This is a genomic window from Ralstonia sp. VS2407 (assembly GCF_052950655.1).
The window spans coordinates 114,951-136,026 of record NZ_JBRFVG010000007.1; the positions used below are offsets into that span (position 1 = coordinate 114,951).

18 protein-coding genes are annotated in these 21,076 nt (G+C 66.0%); 4 read left to right on the plus strand and 14 right to left on the minus strand.

The window, feature by feature from the left end; all coding sequences use genetic code 11:
• Nucleotides 1–5 precede the first annotated feature (5 nt).
• The 10 genes from ruvB to ACU8YE_RS13795 form a co-directional block, all read right to left on the minus strand.
• On the minus strand, nt 6–1,079 hold the full coding sequence (gene ruvB, locus ACU8YE_RS13750; RefSeq protein ID WP_232041961.1) for a Holliday junction branch migration DNA helicase RuvB: 1,074 nt from the start codon (nt 1,077–1,079) through the stop codon (nt 6–8).
• 64 nt (nt 1,080–1,143) lie between these two features.
• Entirely contained in the window at nt 1,144–1,725 is a 582-nt protein-coding gene (ruvA, locus tag ACU8YE_RS13755; protein WP_316888564.1) for a Holliday junction branch migration protein RuvA, read from the minus strand.
• Nucleotides 1,726–1,824: 99 nt separating this feature from the next.
• Nucleotides 1,825–2,961, minus strand: a complete 1,137-nt coding sequence (locus tag ACU8YE_RS13760) for a glycerophosphodiester phosphodiesterase (RefSeq protein WP_446928938.1) — start codon at nt 2,959–2,961, stop codon at nt 1,825–1,827.
• Between the two features lie 78 nt (nt 2,962–3,039).
• Nucleotides 3,040–3,585, minus strand: coding sequence for a crossover junction endodeoxyribonuclease RuvC (gene ruvC, locus ACU8YE_RS13765; RefSeq protein WP_004635567.1), 546 nt, complete (start codon nt 3,583–3,585; stop codon nt 3,040–3,042).
• 83 nt (nt 3,586–3,668) lie between these two features.
• The gene (gene purH / locus ACU8YE_RS13770; RefSeq protein WP_232041963.1) at nt 3,669–5,243 is read right to left on the minus strand and encodes a bifunctional phosphoribosylaminoimidazolecarboxamide formyltransferase/IMP cyclohydrolase; all 1,575 of its coding nucleotides are present in this window, start codon (nt 5,241–5,243) and stop codon (nt 3,669–3,671) included.
• Nucleotides 5,244–5,339: 96 nt separating this feature from the next.
• Nucleotides 5,340–5,573, minus strand: a complete 234-nt coding sequence (locus tag ACU8YE_RS13775; RefSeq protein ID WP_004635563.1) for a Fis family transcriptional regulator — start codon at nt 5,571–5,573, stop codon at nt 5,340–5,342.
• Entirely contained in the window at nt 5,570–6,637 is a 1,068-nt protein-coding gene (dusB, locus tag ACU8YE_RS13780) for a tRNA dihydrouridine synthase DusB (RefSeq protein ID WP_316658904.1), read from the minus strand. Before dusB ends, ACU8YE_RS13775 begins: the two co-directional genes overlap by 4 nt.
• Before the next feature lie 196 nt (nt 6,638–6,833).
• The gene (locus ACU8YE_RS13785) at nt 6,834–8,117 is read right to left on the minus strand and encodes an NAD(P)/FAD-dependent oxidoreductase (protein WP_446928939.1); all 1,284 of its coding nucleotides are present in this window, start codon (nt 8,115–8,117) and stop codon (nt 6,834–6,836) included.
• A gap of 3 nt (nt 8,118–8,120) precedes the next feature.
• Complete coding sequence (locus tag ACU8YE_RS13790) at nt 8,121–9,356, minus strand: UbiH/UbiF/VisC/COQ6 family ubiquinone biosynthesis hydroxylase (protein ID WP_446928940.1); 1,236 nt, start codon at nt 9,354–9,356, stop codon at nt 8,121–8,123.
• Nucleotides 9,353–10,741, minus strand: a complete 1,389-nt coding sequence (locus ACU8YE_RS13795) for an aminopeptidase P N-terminal domain-containing protein (protein ID WP_446928941.1) — start codon at nt 10,739–10,741, stop codon at nt 9,353–9,355. The genes ACU8YE_RS13790 and ACU8YE_RS13795 overlap by 4 nt, the downstream gene beginning before the upstream one ends.
• 227 nt (nt 10,742–10,968) lie before the next feature.
• Between ACU8YE_RS13795 and ACU8YE_RS13800 the strand changes: the two genes are divergently transcribed.
• Nucleotides 10,969–13,026 carry a putative bifunctional diguanylate cyclase/phosphodiesterase gene (locus ACU8YE_RS13800; RefSeq protein WP_446928942.1) on the plus strand — a complete coding sequence of 686 codons (2,058 nt, stop codon included), beginning with the start codon at nt 10,969–10,971 and terminating at the stop codon, nt 13,024–13,026.
• 4 nt (nt 13,027–13,030) lie between these two features.
• Here ACU8YE_RS13800 and murU read toward each other — a convergent pair whose 3' ends face one another.
• The 4 genes from murU to ACU8YE_RS13820 are packed head-to-tail and all read right to left on the minus strand — an operon-like array spanning nt 13,031 to nt 15,865.
• On the minus strand, nt 13,031–13,723 hold the full coding sequence (gene murU, locus ACU8YE_RS13805) for an N-acetylmuramate alpha-1-phosphate uridylyltransferase MurU (protein ID WP_446928943.1): 693 nt from the start codon (nt 13,721–13,723) through the stop codon (nt 13,031–13,033).
• Nucleotides 13,724–13,740: 17 nt separating this feature from the next.
• Complete coding sequence (locus ACU8YE_RS13810) at nt 13,741–14,067, minus strand: AzlD domain-containing protein (RefSeq protein WP_260803060.1); 327 nt, start codon at nt 14,065–14,067, stop codon at nt 13,741–13,743.
• Entirely contained in the window at nt 14,064–14,792 is a 729-nt protein-coding gene (locus ACU8YE_RS13815) for an AzlC family ABC transporter permease (protein ID WP_446928944.1), read from the minus strand. The genes ACU8YE_RS13810 and ACU8YE_RS13815 overlap by 4 nt, the downstream gene beginning before the upstream one ends.
• Complete coding sequence (locus tag ACU8YE_RS13820) at nt 14,792–15,865, minus strand: aminoglycoside phosphotransferase family protein (protein ID WP_446928945.1); 1,074 nt, start codon at nt 15,863–15,865, stop codon at nt 14,792–14,794. The genes ACU8YE_RS13815 and ACU8YE_RS13820 overlap by 1 nt, the downstream gene beginning before the upstream one ends.
• Nucleotides 15,866–16,041: 176 nt before the next feature.
• On the opposite strand from ACU8YE_RS13820, the gene ACU8YE_RS13825 reads away from it, so the two are divergent.
• From ACU8YE_RS13825 to pdxA, 3 genes are all read left to right on the plus strand, one after another.
• Nucleotides 16,042–18,471, plus strand: coding sequence for an LPS-assembly protein LptD (locus ACU8YE_RS13825; RefSeq protein ID WP_446928946.1), 2,430 nt, complete (start codon nt 16,042–16,044; stop codon nt 18,469–18,471).
• 7 nt (nt 18,472–18,478) lie between these two features.
• A complete protein-coding gene (locus ACU8YE_RS13830; RefSeq protein ID WP_446928947.1) occupies nt 18,479–19,966 on the plus strand; it encodes a peptidylprolyl isomerase in 1,488 nt (495 codons plus the stop codon).
• An 87-nt stretch (nt 19,967–20,053) separates the two neighbouring features.
• Nucleotides 20,054–21,070, plus strand: coding sequence for a 4-hydroxythreonine-4-phosphate dehydrogenase PdxA (pdxA, locus tag ACU8YE_RS13835; RefSeq protein WP_446928948.1), 1,017 nt, complete (start codon nt 20,054–20,056; stop codon nt 21,068–21,070).
• Nucleotides 21,071–21,076: the final 6 nt, after the last annotated feature.

A 21,076-nucleotide genomic window follows, 5' to 3' on the forward strand; every position in this document is an offset into this window, starting at 1 on the left:
GAGGTTTATTCGTTGTCGTCCCAGAGTTCACGAACTGGGCCGCTCTTGGGGGCGCCCAGCCCGAAATGCTGGTACGCCGATGCGGTGGCCACGCGCCCGCGCGGCGTGCGTTGCAGGTAGCCCTGCTGGATCAGGTAGGGCTCAAGCACGTCCTCGATCGTGTCGCGCTCCTCGCCGATGGCGGCCGCCAGGTTGTCGATGCCGACCGGGCCACCGTTGAACTTGTGCAGAATGGCTTCGAGCAGCTTGCGGTCCATCAGGTCGAAGCCAACCGCGTCCACGTCAAGCATGGCGAGGGCCGCATCGGCCACTTCGCGGGTGATGATGCCGTCGGCCTTGACCTCCGCATAGTCCCGCACGCGGCGCAGCAGGCGGTTGGCGATACGCGGCGTGCCGCGCGAGCGCTTGGCAATTTCCAGCGCACCTTCGTCGACGATATGAGCGTTCAGCAGGCCCGATGAACGCGTGACGATCTTCGCCAGTTCGGCAGGCGTATAAAACTCAAGCCGGGCGACGATGCCGAAGCGGTCGCGCAGCGGGTTGGTCAGCATGCCGGCGCGCGTGGTGGCGCCCACGAGCGTGAACGGCTGCAGATCCAGCTTGACCGAGCGCGCCGCCGGGCCCTCACCGATCATGATGTCGATCTGGTAGTCCTCCAGCGCCGGGTACAGGATTTCCTCTACCACGGGCGAGAGCCGATGGATCTCGTCGATGAAGAGGACGTCGTTGGCTTCGAGGTTCGTGAGCAGTGCGGCCAGGTCGCCCGGGCGCTCCAGCACGGGGCCGGAGGTCTGGCGCAGGTTGACGCCCATCTCGCGCGCAATGATGTGCGCCAGCGTCGTCTTGCCCAAGCCCGGCGGCCCGAACAACAGCACGTGGTCCAGCGCTTCGCTGCGGTTCTTGGCCGCGGTCATGAAGATGTCGAGCTGGCCGCGCACCTTTTCTTGGCCGACATATTCGTCTAGCAGCTTGGGGCGCAGCGCGCGCTCGAACGCCTCCTCGTTGGGGGAGGCGGGGGAGGCTGAGATGATGCGCTCAGCAGAAACAGCCTTGGCGGCGAGCTTGTCGGTTTCGATCATGACGGGCAGACGGCGCCGGGGCGGCGCGAGCAGGCCATTCTACCGTTTCGCCGCGCCTCGGGCGTCAGCCCTTGGAGAGCGCCTTGAGCGCCAGCTTGATGCCTTCGGAGACGCCCGTACCGGCCGGCACCTGCTTGATGGCGAGCGCCGCTTCCTTGTCGGAATACCCCAGCGCCAGCAAGGCGTTGAGCACGTCGACCGCGTCGTCTGAGACGGCAGGGCCGCCGGCCACCGCACCCAGATCGGCGCCCAGCTTGCCCTTGAGTTCGAGCAGCAGGCGCTCGGCCGTCTTCTTGCCAATGCCCGGGATGCGCGTCAGCCGCCCGGCTTCCTGAAGCGTGACGGCCTGCGCGAGTTCGGCCACCGACATGCCCGACAGCACCGCCAGCGCGATGCGCGCGCCGATGCCGGAAATCTTGATGAGCTGGCGAAAGGTTTCGCGCTCGGCGGCGGTGCCGAAACCGTAGAGCAGGTGCGCGTCCTCTCGCACGATCTGCTGCGTGAGCAGCACGACCTTTTCGCCGGTGGCGGGGAGGTTGTAGAACGTGCTCATCGGCACGTCGATCTCGTAGCCGACGCCGTGGCAATCGACCAGCAGGTGCGGCGGGTTCTTTTCGATCAGCGTCCCGGCGATGCGTCCGATCATGGGTGGGGTTCCTCGTCCAAAACGGGACGCAGTGTAGCCCAAACCTTCTGCGAGACCCGATCCGGGGTCGGCCGCTCGCTACGGATTGATGCGCGAAAACTAACGCTGGAAGGTCGACACGGCTTGCCGCCCGGCAGCCGGGTCATCGGTGAAGAAGCCGTCGACGCCCGCACGCAGGAACGCCTGGATTTCCGTAATCGAGCCGTTGACGTTGCGCGTGTTGTCAGCACCGCTGCGCAGCGACGGCGGCAAGAAGGTGTTCTCGGGGCGGAATGTGTACGGGTGGACGATCAGCCCGGCGTCGTGCGCGTTGCGGATCAGGTCGGTCGGGTCAGTGAGTCGGCCGTTGGCATCCAGGCCCATGATGCTGCTCTTGTCAGGGCCGACACCATTGGCATACGCGGCGATGTCGCGCATGCCTTGGCTGGTCATCATGTCGCCGAAGGTGCGGCTGTCTTTGGCGACCACAAAATCGTAGGGCTGCCGGCTGGATGTGCCCATCAGTTGCACGAGCTTCCAGTTGGGTTGGCTGCTGCCGATCTTGTTGCGAATCGCCTTGAGGTTGGCGACTTCGAACGACTGGATGTAGACCGTGGTGCGGCTGGCCGTAAAGGCGTCGCGGCGCAGGCCGTCGATCAACCTGTCTTCCAGCGGCAGGCCGATCGACTGGAAATACGTCGGGTGTTTCGTTTCCGGATAGATGCCGATGTTGCGGCCGAGCCTGGCGGATTGGTCCCGCGCCAGCACGATGATCTCGTCGAGCGTGGGGATGTCGAACTGGTCGTTGTAGGCGACGTTGTCGGGGCGGATGCTCGGGATGCGCTCGCGTGCGCGCAGCGTTTTCAGTTCCCCCAGCGTGAAGTCTTCGGTGAACCAGCCGGTGACACTCTGGCCGTCGATCGTCTTGGTGGTCTTGCGGCCGGCAAACGCTGCCACGTCGGCCACGTTGGTCGTGCCGGAGATTTCGTTCTCGTGGCGCGCAACCAGCACGCCGTCCTTGGTGGAGACGAGATCGGGCTCGATGATGTCGGCGCCATCGTCGATGGCCTTCTGGTATGAGGCCAGCGTGTGCTCGGGCCGCAGTGCCGGCGCACCGCGATGGCCGATCACCTGGACGGTGGCGATGGGCGTGGTGTTGCCCCCGCCGCCGCCGTGATTGTATTCCAGCCGGCAGGCCGACAAGGCCAGGGAGGCGCTCAAGACGAACGGGCTCAGCAGGATGAGACGGCGCAGCATCGGAGGCTCCTGAAGACGGATACCCGCATGGTAGTCGCCGTGTATGCGCGCAGCTACCCGTCGTCCTTAAGAATCCTGTCAGCCGACGAGGCGCCCGCGCCGCACGCGCAAGCCCTTTTGCGCAAGCTGCGGCGCCAGCCCGGCCATGGCGGCCAGTGTCTCGCCGCCGTGCGCATGACAGATGGCCACGCCCAGCGCGTCGGATGCATCGGCACCGGGTTTGCCTTCGAGGTTGAGCAGGCGCACGACCATTTCCTGCACCTGATCCTTATTGGCGCGGCCGTAGCCAACCACGGCCTGCTTCAGTTGCAGCGCGGTGTATTCGAACACCGGCAGGTTGCCGCTCATCAGGCCGCAGATCACCGCGCCGCGCGCCTGGCCCAACAGCAGCGTCGATTGCGGGTTGACGTTGACGAACACCTTTTCGATGGAAGCGCAGTCCGGCCGGTAGGTGCTCACCAGTTCAGAGACGCCGTCGTACAGCGTCTTCAGGCGGCTGGGCAGGTCGGCATTGCCGTTGCTCTTGATCGTGCCCGAGGCCACGTAGACGAGCTTGTGGCCGTGCCGTTCGAGCACGCCGAAACCCGTGGTGCGAAGGCCGGGATCGATGCCGAGGATGCGCATGAAATGGAGCGGAGCAGAAAAGAAAAACGGGGCAGGCGCCAGTCTACGCCTTGCCCCGCTGATCGGTCGAACGACCGTGCCGTTTAGTGGCGGAAGTGGCGCGTGCCCGTGAAGATCATTGCCACGTTGCGCTCGTCGGCGGCAGCGATGACTTCATCGTCGCGCACCGAGCCGCCCGGCTGGATCACGCACGAGGCGCCAGCGTCGACCACCACGTCCAGGCCATCGCGGAACGGGAAGAACGCATCCGATGCCACAGCCGAACCTGCCAGCGTCAGGCCGGCGTTCTGCGCCTTGATGCTCGCGATGCGGGCCGAGTCCACACGGCTCATCTGGCCGGCGCCCACGCCCAGCGTCATGCCGCCGCCGCAGAACACGATGGCGTTCGACTTGACGAACTTGGCGACGCGCCAGGCAAACATCAGGTCGTCCATCTCCTTCGGGGTCGGGTGGCGCTTGGTCACCACGCGCAGTTCGCTCGGTTGCACGTTCTTGGCATCCGGGCTCTGCACCAGCAGGCCGCCGCCAACGCGCTTGAAGTCGTACGCGTTCACGCCCTTGCCCAGCGGAATCTCCAGCACACGCACGTTTTGCTTGGCAGCAAACACCGCACGCGCGCCTTCCGAGAAGCCCGGGGCGATCAGCACTTCCACGAACTGCTTGGCCACCACCTGCGCAGCCGCTTCATCCAGCGGCACGTTGAAGGCGATGATGCCCCCGAAGGCCGAGGTCGAGTCGGTCTTGAAGGCCTTCTCATACGCTTCCTGCGCGGTACCGCCGATGGCCACGCCGCACGGGTTGGCGTGTTTGATGATCACGCACGCCGCGCCCTTGGCCGGGTCGAACGACTTCACGCATTCCCATGCGGCATCGGCGTCGGCGATGTTGTTGTACGACAGCTCCTTGCCCTGCAGTTGCGTGTAGTTGGCGAGCGCGCCGTCCACGACCTTCAGGTCGCGGTAGAACGCGGCGGACTGGTGCGGGTTCTCGCCGTAGCGCATTTCCTGCACCTTGTCGAAGGCCAGGTTCAGCGTTTGCGGATAGGCGCTGCGCGTGCTGTGCGACTTATCGGCGCCAAGGCTCGTCAGGTAATTCGTGATCGCACCGTCGTACTGCGCGGTGTGCGCGAACACCTTCTTGGCCAGCATGAAGTTGGTCTCGTAGCCAACCGTGTTGTTGTTGGCCTGCATTTCGGCCAGCACGGTGGCGTAGTCGGCCGGGTCAACGATGACCGTCACGTCACGATGGTTCTTCGCGGCCGAGCGCAGCATGGTCGGGCCGCCGATGTCGATGTTCTCGATGGCGTCGGCCAGCGAGCATTCGTCCTTGGCCACCGTTTGCTGGAACGGGTACAGGTTCACCACCAGCAGGTCGATGGTCGGGATGCTGTGTTCGGACAGCGCGGCCATGTGTTCGGGCAGGTCGCGGCGGGCCAGGATGCCGCCGTGCACCTTCGGGTGCAGCGTCTTCACGCGGCCGTCGAGCATTTCCGGAAAGCCGGTGTAGTCCGCCACTTCCGTCACGGGCAGGCCGGACTCGGCGAGCAGCTTGGCGGTGCCGCCGGTGGAGAGGAGCTTGACGCCGCGCTCGTGCAGGGCACGGGCAAAGTCGACGATGCCGGTCTTGTCGGAAACGGAAAGCAGGGCTTGCTGGATCATGGTGGAAACGCCGGTGGGCGGGTGTGGCGCTGGGTTTGCCAAACTGGCAGGAGGCGCCGTCAGAAAGGAAATCGGTTCAAAGGCCGGCCTGCGACCTCAGATTAGGCCGTGCTGCTGCAACTTCTTGCGCAGCGTGTTGCGGTTGATGCCGAGGTAGTCGGCCGCCTGCGACTGGTTGTTGGAAGCCCATTCCATCACGGTTTCCAGCAGCGGCCGTTCAATGGCCTGCAGCACCATGTCGTAGACGTTGGACGGGTTCTCGCCGTCCAGGTCGCGGTAATACGCATCCAGGCTGTCGCGGATGCAACGTTCGATCGGGTTGCGGCTCATGCGGCAAGCAGTTCCTTGTTGTTGTCGTTGTTGCCCGTCGTGGGGTGGCCGCCACCGGTGGTCTGGTCTTCGTAGACCAGACGGTCGGACAGCGCACGCTGCTCGTCGAAGAACGCGTTGACGGCCGCCAGTTGGGCCGCGGTGTCTTCGATGGTGTTCATGCGGTGGCGGAACAGGTTGGCCCCCGCCAACCCGCGCGTGTACCAGGCGATGTGCTTGCGTGCGGTGCGCACGCCGGTGTATTCGCCATAGAACGCGTAGTGCTCTTCCAGATGCGCATTCATGATGCCGCGAATCTCTTCGACTTCCGGTGCGGGCAGCAGCGTGCCGGTTTGCAGGAAGTGGGAAATCTCGCGGAACAACCACGGGCGCCCCTGCGCTGCGCGGCCGATCATGATGGCGTCGGCGCCCGTCACGGCCAGCACGTGCTTGGCCTTGGCCGGCGTGGTGATATCGCCGTTGGCCACCACCGGAATGCGTACCGACGCCTTGACCGCGGCGATGGTGTCGTATTCCGCTTCACCGTGATACAGATCGGCGCGCGTGCGGCCGTGCACGGTCAGCATGCTGATGCCGGCGTCCTGTGCAATGCGCGCCACGCTCAATGCGTTGCGGTGTTCGCGGTCCCACCCGGTGCGGATTTTCAGCGTCACCGGCACGCGATCGCCCACTGCACCCACCACCGCCTCGACAATGCGCTGGACCAGCGGCTCGTTCTGCAGCAGTGCAGAGCCGGCGGCCACGTTGCACACCTTCTTGGCCGGGCAGCCCATGTTGATGTCGATGATCTGCGCGCCGCGATCGACGTTGTAGCGCGCGGCTTCGGCCATCATCATCGGCTCGGCGCCGGCGATCTGCACGGCAATCGGCTCGACCTCGCCCGTGTGGTTGGCGCGCCGCATCGTCTTCTCGCTTTTCCACAACTGCGCGTTGGACGCGACCATTTCCGACACCGCATAGCCCGCGCCCAGCCGTTTGCAGAGCTGGCGGAACGGGCGGTCCGTCACACCCGCCATGGGCGCGACGAACAGGTTGTTGCGAAGGGTATGGGGTCCGATCTGCAAGGCTGGCGAGGAAGACGCGGCTGAAAGAAACGAAAAATCACCCCTTCCGCCCAGAGTCGAACGACGATCGGGCGGAGCGACGGGAGTGAAAAAATGCGAGGACGAGATTTTACCGCCAAACCGCCGGATTGCCTAAATGTTGTGCACAAACTATGCGGCAGTGCGGTCGGCGGCCGGGTGCTTGCCGTGGCTGGCGCTAGCGGAACCGTTGCAGGCCGTAGGCGTGGGCGTCGATGAAGGGTTTGCGCTCGCTGACCAGATCGGCGATGAGTTGGGCGGTGCCTGGCGCGCCCGTCATGCCCAGATGGCCGTGCCCGAACGCGAAAAACACGTTGCGGTGGCGCTCAGAGCGGTCGATCACGGGCAGGCTGTCGGGCAGGGAGGGTCGATGGCCCATCCATTGGCTGTCATCCGAGAATCTGAGGCCCGGAAAGAGCTGCTGGCCCTGCTGGATGAGAATGCGGGCGCGGCGATAGTCAGGCGGCGCGTCCAACCCGCCGATCTCCACGGTGCCGGCAATGCGCAAGCCGCCTTCCATGGGCGTGGCGATGAACTTGCGCTCGCAATCCATGATCGGCCGCGAGGGCTGCACGGTGGGAGCGCGCAGCGTGGCGTGATAGCCGCGTTCGGTGTCGAGCGGAATGCGGATGCTGGTGAGCTTGGCCCCCAGCCGCATCGACCATGCGCCTGCGCACAGCACAAGCTTCGACACGGGCAGCGTGCCGCAATCGGTGTGCAGCCGCGTCGGGCCGCCGAAGTCGCTTCGGCCGAATTCCACGTCCAGGACCTTCCGGCGCAGGAAGGTGCCGCCGGCCGCTATGAAGTTGGATGCCAGCGTCTTGACGAGCCGTTCCGGGTTGATCGTGAAGCCGTTGTCCGGCAGCAGCAGACCGGATTGGATGTCGGCAGCCAGCGCAGGCTCCAGTTCGCGCGCTTCACCGGCGCTCAGGGCTTGCGAGCGCACGCCGGTGGCGTCGCGAATGGACTGCGCCAGCACATCGCCCGACGAACGTGCCAGCGTGCGCCACACATACAGGTGGCCCGCCTGGCGGATCAGGCCGTCGTATTGCGCGGCGTCGAGCAGGTTGCGATAACCGGGGAAGGTCGCGCTGAAGAGGCTCGCCAGAGGCTGCGCCGTCGCACGGGCTTGCGCCTCGTTGCCTGCGAGCACCCATTGCAGCAGCCAGGGCAAGGCGCGCGGCAGATAGGGCCAACGCACCGTCAGCGGACCCATCGGATCGGCCAGCCATTTGGGCACCTGCTTGAGCATGCCCGGCAGCGCCATCGGCACGACCGACGCCACGCTCAGGCAGCCGGCGTTGCCGAACGAGCAGCCTTCGCCAATGCCCGCCTGATCGAGCAGCGTGACCTGATGACCCTCCCGCTGCAGCTGCAGCGCGCATGCCGTGCCGACAATGCCGGCGCCCACCACGGTGATCTGCTGGCGATCGCCCGCAGTGCTGACCTCGGCAAACGCCATCCGTTAACCTCGCTGCCCGAACATCATCTGCCGGGCCAGCCCGTGTTTGAGCGGCGGCAGGCATTCCAGCAGCGTAAGCGCGGCGCCGCGCAGGTGGCCAAACGGCCGGCCCGGCACGGCAAACGCGCGCGGCAGCAAATCGGTCAGGCCGATGGTGACAGCGCGGTCAAACGCGCGTTCGCGCGCGAAACGGGCGAGCGTGGCTGCCGTTGCCCCATCCCGAAGCGCGCGCGCCATTTCGAACGCGTCGCGCAGGCCGAGGTTGAAGCCCTGGCCCGCCACGGGGTGGATCGTCTGCGCGGCATTGCCGATGGCGGCGACGCGGCGGTCGACCGGAATGCGCTGCGCGTGCAGCCCGAGCGCGAATGTGTGGCGCGGGCTGGCGTGCGTGAAGCGGCCCATGCGCTCGCCAAAGGCAGCACCCAGTTCAGCGAGGAAGGCGTCGTCGGGCAACGCTGCGCGTCGGCGTGCTTCGTCGGGCGCGCAGCACCAGACGAGCGCGTAGCCAGGGCCCTGCGCGTCATCTTGCGGCAGCAATGCGAGCGGGCCTTCGGGTGTGAAGCGCTCCCATGCCCAGCCTTCCAGCGGCGCGCTGCAGCGCACGTGCGCGACGATGGCGGTCTGGCCGTAATCGCGGCGCCGTGCGTGGCCGATACCGCCTTGCTGCTTGCGTGCGTCGTCGAACAAGCCGCCTTCGGCCTGGATGACGACTTCGGTTTCGATGGCCAGCGGATGACGCCCTTCGCGTAGCGCCCGCACGCGTGCCGGGGCGATGGTGCCGTCGGCTCGCGGCAGTTGTTCGACGCGCTCCACGGGCGTGTGGTCGTAGCGGGTGAGGCGGTTTGGGTGGCGCGCCATCTGCGTGCCAAGTGCGGCGTTGAGCGCGGCGCTCAGGTTACCGTATTGCACGACGTGGCCGAGCGCCGGGACGTCGTAGTCTTCACGGCGGATATGCGCTTGCCCGAAGTGGCCGCGTTGCGAGACGTGGATGTGCGTGATGGGCGTGGCGCGCTTGGGCCACCCGCCAATCTCCTGCAGCAGCACGCGCGAGCCATGCGAGAGCGCCAGCGAGCGCGGGTCTCGCGCGGCGGCTTCAGCATCGCGCGCATCGAACAGGGCGATGCGCCAGTCGGTGTCGCGCAGCAACCAGTTGGCCAGCGCCAGCCCGACGGGCCCGGCGCCGACGATGGCGACGTCGAAATCCGGCACCGCGTTGCTTGCTGTGATGCTGTCGGTCATGCCTGGCTCCGCATCACCAGTTCGATTTCGTCCGGGGCCACGGGCACGTCGCGCGTGATGATTTCGCAGCCTTCGGGCGTGACGATGGCGTCGTCTTCAATGCGGATGCCGATGTGCCAGTACTGTTCCGGCACGCCAGGCGCGGGGCGCACGTAGATGCCGGGTTCGACGGTCAGCACCATACCGGCTTCCAGCGGGCGCCACGGGCGTTCGCCTTCTGCAGGCGCGGCGGTGCCGGGTGTGCGGTATTCGCCCACGTCGTGCACGTCCATGCCGAGCCAGTGGCCAGTGCGGTGCATGTAGAACTGGCGGTATTGGCCACCGGCGATCACGTCGTCAAGCGTGCCGACCGTGTTGCGGTCAAGCAGGCCAGTGTCGAGCATGCCTTGCGCCAGCACGCGCGTGGCGGCATCGTGCGGCACGTTATACGGCACGCCCGGGCGCGTTTCGGCCAGGGCGGCTTCCTGCGCGGCAACCACAAGCGCATACAGCTCGCGTTGCGGGCCCGTGAAGCGGCCGTTCACCGGGAACGTGCGCGTGATGTCCGATGCGTAGCCGTCCAGCTCGCAGCCGGCGTCGATCAGGCAGAGATCGCCGTCGCGCAGTTCGGCGTCGCCGGCACGGTAGTGCAGCACGCAAGCGTTGGGGCCAGTGGCAACGATGGAGTTGTAGGCGACGCTTTGCGCACCGTGGCGGCGGAATTCGTACAGCAGCTCGGCTTCGAGATGGTATTCACGCAGGCCGGCACGTGAAGCCTGCATGGCGCGCACATGCGCTCCCGCGGAGATGCGGCCGGCACGACGCATGATGTCGAGTTCACTCGGGTCTTTGAACAGGCGCAGCTCGTCGAGGATGGCGCGCACGTCCAGCGCCTGGTGTGGCGACGACACACCTGCGCGGCCTTGCATGCGCACCGCGTCGAGCCAGCGGCGCATGCGGCGGTCGAATATGCCGCTTTCAGCCAGCGGATAAGCGACGGCCGCAGCGTTGGCGAGCAGCTTGGGCAGCGTCGCGTCGATCTCTTCCACCGAGTCCGCCTCATCCAGGCCGAAGGCTTCCTTAGCGGCTTCGGGGCCGAAGCGGAAGCCGTCCCAGATTTCGCGCTCTTCATGCTTGGGCCGGCAGAACAGCACGCTGCGCGCGGGGGCGCTGCCAGCGGGGACCACGATGGCAAGCACCGCTTCGGGCTCGGTAAAGCCGGTCAGGTAATAGAAGTAGCTGTCGTGCCGGTAGGGGTAGTCGCTGTCGCGGTTGCGCATCGCCTCAGGTGCGGTCGGCACGATGGCGACGCCGCCATTGCCACCCGATGCCGCGCGCAGCCACTGCACGACGCGCTCCCGGCGCTGGCGATAGGTCTGGAGGAAAGCGAGTTCGGTGGCGGACATAGCGTGTTTTCCGGCAGCAAAAAGGATGCGTCGATTGTAACGCCGCGCCCGGCGGGCATTCGCAGGAGGGGCATTGCCACACCCGAAAGGAGACTTGTGCGCTGCGGACGGCCTCTCCTAAAGTCTCGGGCGGCCGCCGCCGTTAATACTGACCTGTTTTGCATCCCGGTTGCGACCTCCGCCTGCAGTGGACTGGCCGCATTGGATCGGCCTGCCCAGGAGAACCGATGCTCGCCAGCAGTTACAACCCTCTTCTTGTCCTGCTTTCCCTCTTCGTGGCCATCCTGGCGTCATATACGGCGCTGGATATGGCAGGACGTGTCGTCACGGCGCAAGGCCGCGCGGCGTCGTGGTGGCTCATCGGCGGCGCATCGGCCATGGGGCTGGGTATCTGGTCGATGCACTTTGTCGGCATGCTGGCGCTGAACCTGCCGATCCCCGTTGGATATGACGTTGGCATCACGCTGACCTCGCTCGCCATCGGCATTGGAGCGTCGATGTTTGCGTTGTGGCTGGTCAGCCGGCGTGAATTGCCTTGGCCGCGCCTGGCAGGCGGTGCGCTGCTCATGGGCGCGGGTGTCGCGGGCATGCACTACACCGGCATGGCCGCGCTGCGCATGAACCCCGGCATTCAATACAACCCCGCGAGGTTTGCGCTGTCGATCGTGATTGCCGTGCTGGCGTCGGGCGTGGCGCTGTGGATCGCGTTCCGCCTGCGGCGGCAGTCGCGGCGCGTTCGTGCACTGCGTGCCGGTTCGGCGGTGGTGATGGGCGTGGCCATCGTCGGCATGCACTACACGGGCATGTCGGCGGCAGCGTTTCCATTCGGCAGTGTGTGCGGCGCTGCGCACACCGGGGCGAGTGCCGAATGGCTGGCGCTGGTCATCATCATCGTGACGCTGGCGGTGCTGGCTATCGCGCTCATCATCTCGGTGCTCGACATGCGCATGGAAGCGCGCACCGCCTTGCTGGCGAACTCGCTGGCCGCGGCCAACAAGGAGCTGGCCTACCTAGCGCTGCACGACAACCTGACCAAGCTGTCCAACCGCGTCCTGCTGGAAGACCGCCTGACCCAGGCGATCCGCACGGCTGAACGCGAGAAGCGCCGCTTCGCGCTCATGTTCATGGACCTGGATGGCTTCAAGTCCGTCAACGATGTCTATGGCCACCACGTGGGCGATCTGTTGCTGATCGACGTGGCGCAGCGCATCGGCGCGCGGGTGCGGCAGCAGGACACCGTGGCGCGTGTCGGCGGCGATGAATTCGTCGTGCTCGCCTATGTGGACGATCCGGAAGACGCCGGCACCCTGGCCGACGCGCTGCTGGAAGTGGTGCGCGAGCCCTTCATGGCGGGCGGTCACGAGTTGCGTGTTTCCACCAGCATCGGCATTGCGATCTACCCGGGCGACGGCGGCAACCAGCACGATCTGCTGACCAATGCCGATGCGGCGATGTACCACGCGAAGGGCCTGGGCCGGAACGCCTACAGTTTCTTCGAGCCGTCAATGAACGCCGACGTGCATCAGCAGTTGCAGCTCGTGCAAGACCTGCGCCGCGCGGTCGAGCGGCACGAACTCGTGCTGCATTACCAGCCCAAGTTCAACGCGCCCAACGGGCCGATCATGGGCGTGGAGGCGCTGGTGCGCTGGCAGCATCCGCAGCGCGGCCTGGTGCCCGCCGACGAGTTCATCCCGCTGGCCGAGAAGACCGGGCTGATCGTGCCGCTGGGCGCATGGGTGCTGGACGAAGCCTGCCGCCAGATGGCGCAATGGCACCGCGAGGGGCGCACCGGCTGGACCGTCGCCGTGAATCTCTCTGCGTTGCAGTTTGGCCATGTCGCGCTCATCGACACCGTGCGCGACACGCTCGCGCGCCATGCGCTGGACCCCCGCAGCTTGACGCTGGAGATTACGGAATCGACCGCCATGCGCGACGTTGACGCAAGCCTGCAGATCCTGCAGCAGCTCGATGCGATGGGTGTGCGGATTTCGATCGACGATTTCGGCACCGGTTATTCAAGCCTGCTGTATCTCAAGCGCTTGCCTGCCAGCGAGCTGAAGATTGATCGCGGTTTCGTGCGCGACCTGGCGCACGACACGGAAGACGCGGCCATCGTCTCGGCCATCGTGGCGCTGGGCCAGACGCTGAACCTGCGCATCGTCGCAGAAGGTGTGGAGACGGCCGAGCAGCAGGCGTTTCTGACGCGGCTCGGTTGTCACTCGCTGCAGGGCTACTTGTTGGGCCGCCCGATGACGGCGGAATCGCTGAGCGCCGCGATGGCGTAAGTGCTTAGCGCGACGCGACTTCCGCGTCGAGCGCGGCCAGCTGCGCTGGCGTCCCGACGTTTTCCCAGCGCCCGTCGAAGCGCTCGCCCGTAGCGCGGCCTTCGGCGATGGCCTGGTGGTACAGCGGCGTCATCGCCAGCCGCGTACCGGGCGCGATGCCGGCAAACAGGCGCGTGTCGTACAAGCCGATGTTGCCGAACGTGAGACGCTCGGGGCCTTCGGCGTGGAGTGTGCCTTGGTCATCCAGGGCGAAATCGCCGCGCAGGTGATAGGGCGGATTGGGCACCATCACCAAATGCATGCCGGGTATCGCTTGCGCCGCCATCGCGGGCGCACGGTCGCATAGCACGGTGTAGTCGTAATCGCAGAACACATCGCCGCTGACAGCAATGAATACGCTGTGCCCATCGCCGGCATGCAGCAGCGGCATCGCCTGGGCGACGCCGCCTGCCGTTTCCAGCGCTTGCCGTTCCGGTGAATACGCGAGGCGCACGCCCCACGCGCTGCCATCTCCGAGCGCGGCTTCGATCTGCACGCCGAGCCACGCGTGGTTGATGACAATGTCGCGCACGCCGGCTGCAGCCAGGCGCTCGATCTGCCAGACGATCAGCGGTTTGCCGCCCACGTTGAGCAGGGGTTTGGGCGTGTGGTCGGTCAGCGGGCGCATGCGGTCGCCACGGCCCGCTGCAAAAATCATGGCGCGCGTCGTCGAATTCAAGCCATCACCTTCATAAGAATCAGCAGCACGGCCATGCCGCCGACGATGGTCCACATCGCGCTCTTTGTCACCCGTGCGATGACGATGGCGACGATGCCGGCAAGCAGACGGGGGTTGTCGACCGACACTGCGAGCGCGCCGTCACGCATCAGCAGATCGGGCGCGATCAGCGCGGTCAACATCGCGGCCGGCACGTAGGGCAGGGCGCTGCGGAACCACATCGGCAGGTTCATGCGCCCTTCCAGCGCGATGAACGATAGGCGGATCAGGTAGGTGGCCGCGCCGGAAATCAGTAACACGCCTAAGAGGATGAGGGCTTTCATGCGGTGGCCCCCTTGTCGGACGGTCGGGCGAGCAAGCGCTCAACCAGCGCGCCGACGGCGATGCCCACACATGCCGCGCTCATCAGCCCCAGCTTGTGCGGCCAGCCCGTCCAGGCCACGGCCAGCGCGGCGCCGGTCACGGCAGCGGCCAGCTGGGCACGCGTGCGCAGCGCCGGCACCACGATGGCGATGAACGTGAGCGGCAGGAAGAAATCAAGCGGCCACGAGGTCGGCACCTGCGCGCCCAGCACCACGCCGACGATCGTCGACGCCTGCCAGCTCGACCACAGCGCCACGCCAGCGCCAAGGAAGTACCAGTGGCGGTAGGCGGCTTCCTCGCTGCCAGGCTGCGCGGTGACAACGCGGCGGTTCATGGCGGCGAACGCCTCGTCGGTCAGCAGATAGGCGATCAGCCATTTCCAGCGGCGTGGCAGATGCGCGAGCGCCGGCGCGATGCTGGCCGAATACAGCGCATGCCGCAGATTCACCATCGAGACCGTCGCCGCAATCACCAGCGCGGGCGCGCCACCGGCCCACAATTGCACGAGGATCATCTGCGAGGCGCCACCGAAAACGATGGCGCTCATCACCACGGCAAGCCACGCGGGCATGCCGGCGGACGTGGCCAGCACGCCGTAGATCAGGCCGAACGGCACCACGCCCAGCAACATGGGCGCGAGTGCCAGCATGCCGGCGCGAAACTCGACGGCGCGGCGGGAAGCCATCAGAACGTATAGCCGATCTGCTGCGCGCGATCTTCGAGTTGATCGAGCAGGCGGGCCAACGGTGCCAGCGCGTTGTAGCGGCTGCATACACGGCGCAGGTAGGCGATGAAGCGCGGAGTGTCTTCCACGTAGCCGGTCTTGCCGTCGCGGTAGCGCAGGCGCGCGAAGATGCCGGCTACCTTCAGATGGCGTTGCGCGCCCATCCATTCGAGCGCGCGGTAGAACTCGCCGAAGTCGTCGTCCACGGGCAGCTTGGCGGCGCGGGCGGCTTCCCAGTAGCGCACGGCCCAATCCAGCTCCTGCTCTTCGTCCCACGACAAAAAGGCATCGCGCAGCAGCGAGGCGGCGTCGTAGGTGATCGGGCCGTAGACGGCGTCCTGGAAGTCCAGCACGCCCGGCTGCGACGGGTCGGCCACGTTGATCATCAGGTTGCGCGGCATGTAGTCACGGTGGACGTACACGCGCGGCTGGGCCAAGGCGCTGTCGACCAGCAGCTTGAACACCTTGTCGAGCGATTCGCGCTGCGCGGCGTCCAGCGGGCGTTGCAGGTGGCGCTCGACATACCAGTCGGGAAACAGCGACAGCTCGCGGCGCAGCAGCACTTCGTCATACGGGGGAAGCTCCCCCTCGCGTGAGGCCAATTGCCAGCGCACCAGGGTATGGATGGCCGGGCGGAACAGCGTGTTGGCGTAGGCGAGGTCGAAATCGTGCTCGCGCAGCGATTGCAGATACGTTTGCGGGCCCAGATCGGTTAGCAGCAGGAAGCCCTGCGCGAGATCCTGCTCCAGCACCTGAGGTGCATGCACGCCGGCCCCATTCAGCAGGCCCGCCACGTGGACAAACGGGCGGCAATCTTCCTGCGGCGGCGGGGCGTCCATGACGACCAGCGTGCCGGGTTTGCCACTGACTGCGCTGTCCAGGCGGAAATAGCGGCGGAAGCTGGCATCGGCCGAAGCGGGTTGCAGCGTGTCGATGCGCAAGCCGTGGGCGGCGGGCAATGTGCCGAGCCAGTCGCGCAGTTGGCCAAGGCGTGCGTCGGTTGCGCCTGCTGCGGCGCCAGGGGTCGAAGCCATGCTGAGAGAATGCTGGAATGAGGCTGGAAGGAAGCCCCGTATAATACCCGACCGAGTTTCGCCGCGAGCGAGCGCCGGCCCTGTCCAGGCCGCGTCCGGCGGCGGGATTGATCGCAGTACTGACTGATTTTGTGCCTGTGCGTGCCGTTGCGCGCGCGGCCCTGTTCCCGATCTGCATGACCGAACCGAACCGAGCCAGGAAAAACCGGCAGCGCGCTGCTGTTGCCGCGCCCGATCAGCGGCCCGCCAACCGGCGTGGCACGCTGGCATTGCGCCCGCTGGTATTTGCGGTGGCCGGTGTCTGGACAGCGACGTCCGCGGCGCAGAGCGCGGACACCACGCAAGCGACGGCGCCTGCTGTCACCCCGGCCTCGTCGGTCACAGCCCTGGCCACGTCCGGCCCGACCACGCCCGGCGGCAGCCCGCTGGTGCCCAAGATGGCCGAGCCCGTCCAGCGCCCGGACAACACCGTCCCCACCTTTACCGCGGCCGACAAGATGGACGGCCGCACCAACGAAGACATCCACCTGCGCGGCCATGGCGAACTGCGCCGCAACGGTTCGGTGCTCAAGGGCGACACGCTCGACTACAACCAGGACACCGACGTTGCCACCGCCACCGGCAACGTGCGTCTGTTCAAGGGCGGCACGCTCGTCACCGGCCCGGACGCCAAGCTCAAGGTCACCGCCAACGAAGGCACCATTAGCACGCCCACGTACGAGTTCCACACGACCGGCGGGCACGGCACCGCAGACCGCATCGATTTCATCGACAAGGACAACAGCCGCATCACGCGCGGTACGTACACTACGTGCTCGCCCGACAACGTCGACTGGTACTTCAGCGCAAGCCGCATCGACATCGACAGCGACCGCCAGGTCGGCACTGGCCGCAACGGCGTGCTGCACTTCTTCGGTGTGCCGGTGTTTGCCGCGCCGATCATGGACTTCCCGCTCAATGACGACCGGCGCAGCGGCTTCCTGGCACCCGTCTTCGGCTACAACAGCCGCAGCGGGGCGGACGTCACGCTGCCGTACTACTTCAACATCGCGCCGAACCGCGATCTGACGTTGTACCCGCGTCTGCTGAGCCAGCGTGGCCTGCAGCTTGGCGCCGAGTACCGTTATCTCGATACGTCGTACAGCGGCGTCCTGCGCGGCGAATTCCTGCCCGATGATCGTGAGGCGGGTCGCAATCGTTGGTCGATTTCGGCAGTACACACCCAGAGCTTGGCGCCAGGCCTGACCGGCTACATCAACTACAACAAGGTTTCCGATAACACCTACCCGGATGACCTGGGCCGCAGCATCGTCACGGCGACGCAGCGTCAGTACGTCCAGCAGGGCAGTCTCTCCTACACCATTGGTGATTGGATTGCCTCCGCAAGCGTGCTGAAATTCCAGACATTGTCTACGGCCACCACGCCGCTCGCCGCACCGTACGAACGCGTACCGCAGTTGAATCTGTCATATATGCGCTATGACCTCGCAGGGTTCGACGTCACCTTCCAGACCGATTACACCCGGTTCTCGATCCCAACGGCCAATACTGTCCAGGGCGAGCGGCTGTTCATGCAGCCGACGATCAGCTACCCGATCATCCGTCCGGGCTGGTACGTCACGCCGAAGTTCATCCTCAACACCACCGCATACCGCCTGGATCGTCCTGCAGGCGATACGCAGGACACGCAGATCAATCGCACGCTGCCCACGTTCTCGCTCGATTCGGGCATGACCTTTGAGCGCGATGCGCCGCTGGTCACCAAGCTGTTTGGCGTCAACTACATCCAGACGCTGGAGCCGCGCGTGTTCTATGTGTACACGCCGTATCGCGATCAGTCGCAGATTCCGTTGTTCGATACCGGTCAGTCGGACTACAACCTCGGCCAGATCTTTACGGAGAACCCGTACACCGGCTATGACCGCATTGCCGACAACAACAAACTGACGGCGGGCGTGACCACGCGCTTCATTGAGGCGGAGTCAGGCATTGAGCGCTTGCGGGCCACGATCGCGCAACGCATCGATTTTGAAGGACAGCGCGTGACGCTGGCGGGGGCGGCGCCGACGTCGGTGCGCCGCTATTCGGACCTTCTGGGCGCGACCACGATCCAGATGTTCCGCGGCATCTTTTTCGATACGAACCTTCAGTACAATCAGGACATCGACCGCATCATGCGCTCGACGGTCGCGTTCAGCTGGAAGCCGGAAGCCAACAAGGTGATCAACCTGGGCTACCGCTATTACCGGCAAGATGCCAATACCGGCCAACTGCCTCTGGAACAGGCCGATATCTCAACGCAGTGGCCGATCACACGGCGCCTGTACGGTCTGGGCCGCATCGGTTACGACCTGGATGCGCGCAAGCCGTCGGATATGCTGCTTGGCCTCGAGTATGTGGCGGACTGCTGGGTCGGCCGACTGGCGGTACAGCGCTACAGCAATGCGGTTTCGGGCTATACGACGCATATCTTTGCCCAGATCGAATTCAAGGGTTTGTCGAAGGTGGGGAACAATCCGATCGACGTGATTCGTCTGAACGTGCCCGGCTACCAGCCGGTGACCGCGCAGCCGATCACGCCGTCCGTGCTGGATCAATATGAATAACGACATCATGGCTTTCCAATCGACCGCTTTCGCCACGCGTGTGGCTCCTCTGGGCCGCTTGCGGGTTGCTACCGGCGTGCTGGTCGCGCTGATGGCGGGGACCACGCTGTCGCCAGCCGTCCACGCGCAGCAGGCGCAATCGGCAAAGAAGAGTGCACCGGTGCGCGGCATCTTCGCCAACCCGGGCTCGTCGCCAAGCCAGCCGCTGCTGCAGGGCACGCTGCCCGAGCCGACGGCTCCGGGTGCGCCGCGCAGCCAACTGGTCGACGAAGTGGTGGCCGTGGTCAACACCGATGTCATTACGCGCCGCGAACTGCTGAACCGCGCGGATCTGGTGGAGCGCACGTTCCGCGCACAGAACCGTCCGCTGCCGCCGCGCGCCGATATGCTCGGTGAAGTGCTTGAGCAACTGATCCTGGAGCGCGTGCAGGCGCAGAGCGCCAAGGAAAGCGGCATCCGCGTGTCCGACGCCGATGTGGATCGTGCCGTGGAAAGCGTGGCCCAGCGCAACAACCTGTCCGTGCCGCAGCTCAAGAGCAAGCTGAAGGATGCCGGCATGACGTACGACAAGTACCGCGACGACCTGCGTCAGGAAATCCTGCTGGCGCGCCTGCGCGAGCGCGAGGTCGACTCCAAGGTGCAGGTCTACGACGGCGAGATCGACAACTATCTGGCGCAGCAGGGCGGCGGAACGGTCCCGGCTGGCGAGCAGCAATACAACGTCGCGCAGATTCTCGTGCCGGTCGCGGAAGGCGCCACGGATGCGGAGAAGGCTGCAGCGCGCACCAAGGCCGAAAGCCTGCTCAAGCAGGCGCAGGGCGGCGCGGATTTCGCCAAGCTCGCGCGTGACAATTCGGGTGCGCAGGATGCATCGCAAGGCGGCGAGCTTGGGCTGCGTCCGATCGGTCGCCTGCCGGCTGTGTTCGCCAACGCCGTGGTCGACATGAAGGCGGGCCAAGTGGCGAGCCAAGTGGTCGAAAGCCCGGCCGGCTATCACGTGATCAAGCTGTTGGAGAAGCGCGCACCGAGCACCGCGATTGCCGCCAAGGTGCAGCAGACACAAGTGCGCCACATCCTGATCAAGACCGGTCCGACGATGTCTGCGGACGACGCGCGCCGCCAGTTGGCAGGCCTGCGTGACCGCATCGTCCACGGCTATGACTTTGGCGATGCGGCGCGCCGGTATTCGCAGGACGGTTCGGCCGGTGCAGGTGGCGAGCTGGGCTGGGTGTCGCCGGGCCAGCTGGTGCCGGAGTTCGAGCAGGCGATGAACCAGCTCAAGCCGGGTGAGGTGTCGCAGCCTGTGCAGAGCCAGTTCGGTGTGCACCTGATCCAGGTGGAAGGCCGCCGCGAGGCAGAAGTGTCGGGAGACCGCGAGCGCGACTACGCACGCTCGGTGATCCGCGAGAAGAAGGTGCAGGCCGCCTATGAGGATTGGCTGCGTGAGCTGCGCGACTCAGCGCACGTGGAATACCGCGTGAACCGCCAGCAGTAAGCTACGGATATCCGCATCGCTCACGGCCGCCTGCGGGCGGCCGTGGCGTTTCTAGATCGACCGGAAACCATCGCAGGAAAGCGCTGCATGTTGAACATTGCCATCACCACCGGCGAGCCCGCCGGTATCGGTCCCGACATCACCGTGGCTGCGTTGCTGCACCTGGCGCGGCAGGCCTCGCCGCGTTACGCCGATGTGCAGTGGCATGTGATTGGCGATGCGGCATTGCTGCAGGCGCGCGCTGACGCGATCGGGCAGGGCGATTTCTGGCGCGTTGCGTCCACGGCGCTGACCATTGTGGAGCGCCCGCTGGGTGCGCCGGTGCGCGCTGGCGTGCTCGATGCCGCCAACGGCCGCTATGTGCTGAACCTGCTCGATGCCGCCATCGACGGCTGCCAGATTGGCACGGTGGACGGCGTCCGCTACGACGCGATTGTCACGGCGCCGGTGCAGAAGAGCACGATCAACGACTCAGGGGTGCCGTTTACCGGCCATACCGAATACCTGGCGGAGCGCAGCCACACGCCGCGCGTGGTGATGATGCTCGCTGGCCCGCAGCCGGCGCACGATAACGCCATGCTGCGTGTGGCACTGGCGACGACGCACTTGCCGCTGCGCGAGGTGCCGGACGCCATCACGCCCACGGTGCTTGATGAAACGCTGGACATCGTGCAGCGTGATCTGCATACGCGCTTCGGCTTGACCGCACCGCGCATCCTCGTGACGGGGTTGAATCCGCATGCGGGTGAATCAGGTCACCTCGGCCGCGAAGAGATCGAGGTGATCGAGCCCGCCATCGCGCGTGCGCGTGCGCGCGGAATCGATGCGCACGGTCCGTATCCTGCCGATACGCTGTTCCAGCCGCGCCTTCTGGCTGACGCCGATTGCGTGCTGGCGATGTACCACGACCAAGGCTTGGCGCCGCTCAAGTACGGCACCTTTGGGCACGGCGTGAACATCACGCTGGGCCTGCCGTTCGTGCGCACGTCGGTAGACCACGGCACGGCGCTGGACTTGGCAGGTACGGGCCGTGCCGAGTTCGGCAGCATGATCGAGGCGATCGATACCGCCATCGCCATGGCGCGGCACACGGCGCGTTCCTGAGTTTCT

Excerpts from the sequence above, each read along its gene's own strand:
- ACU8YE_RS13785 (WP_446928939.1), bottom strand. The coding sequence starts at position 8,117 with ATGGCGTTTGCCGAGGTCAGCACTGCGGGCGATCGCCAGCAGATCACC.
- ruvB (WP_232041961.1), bottom strand. The coding sequence starts at position 1,079 with ATGATCGAAACCGACAAGCTCGCCGCCAAGGCTGTTTCTGCTGAGCGC.
- ACU8YE_RS13795 (WP_446928941.1), bottom strand. The coding sequence starts at position 10,741 with ATGTCCGCCACCGAACTCGCTTTCCTCCAGACCTATCGCCAGCGCCGG.
- ACU8YE_RS13815 (WP_446928944.1), bottom strand. The coding sequence starts at position 14,792 with ATGGCTTCCCGCCGCGCCGTCGAGTTTCGCGCCGGCATGCTGGCACTC.
- purH (WP_232041963.1), bottom strand. The coding sequence starts at position 5,243 with ATGATCCAGCAAGCCCTGCTTTCCGTTTCCGACAAGACCGGCATCGTC.
- ruvC (WP_004635567.1), bottom strand. The coding sequence starts at position 3,585 with ATGCGCATCCTCGGCATCGATCCCGGCCTTCGCACCACGGGTTTCGGC.
- ACU8YE_RS13830 (WP_446928947.1), top strand. The coding sequence starts at position 18,479 with ATGGCTTTCCAATCGACCGCTTTCGCCACGCGTGTGGCTCCTCTGGGC.
- murU (WP_446928943.1), bottom strand. The coding sequence starts at position 13,723 with ATGATTTTTGCAGCGGGCCGTGGCGACCGCATGCGCCCGCTGACCGAC.
- ACU8YE_RS13825 (WP_446928946.1), top strand. The coding sequence starts at position 16,042 with ATGACCGAACCGAACCGAGCCAGGAAAAACCGGCAGCGCGCTGCTGTT.
- ruvA (WP_316888564.1), bottom strand. The coding sequence starts at position 1,725 with ATGATCGGACGCATCGCCGGGACGCTGATCGAAAAGAACCCGCCGCAC.
- ACU8YE_RS13810 (WP_260803060.1), bottom strand. The coding sequence starts at position 14,067 with ATGAAAGCCCTCATCCTCTTAGGCGTGTTACTGATTTCCGGCGCGGCC.
- ACU8YE_RS13820 (WP_446928945.1), bottom strand. The coding sequence starts at position 15,865 with ATGGCTTCGACCCCTGGCGCCGCAGCAGGCGCAACCGACGCACGCCTT.
- ACU8YE_RS13800 (WP_446928942.1), top strand. The coding sequence starts at position 10,969 with ATGCTCGCCAGCAGTTACAACCCTCTTCTTGTCCTGCTTTCCCTCTTC.
- ACU8YE_RS13775 (WP_004635563.1), bottom strand. The coding sequence starts at position 5,573 with ATGAGCCGCAACCCGATCGAACGTTGCATCCGCGACAGCCTGGATGCG.
- pdxA (WP_446928948.1), top strand. The coding sequence starts at position 20,054 with ATGTTGAACATTGCCATCACCACCGGCGAGCCCGCCGGTATCGGTCCC.
- ACU8YE_RS13760 (WP_446928938.1), bottom strand. The coding sequence starts at position 2,961 with ATGCTGCGCCGTCTCATCCTGCTGAGCCCGTTCGTCTTGAGCGCCTCC.
- ACU8YE_RS13790 (WP_446928940.1), bottom strand. The coding sequence starts at position 9,356 with ATGACCGACAGCATCACAGCAAGCAACGCGGTGCCGGATTTCGACGTC.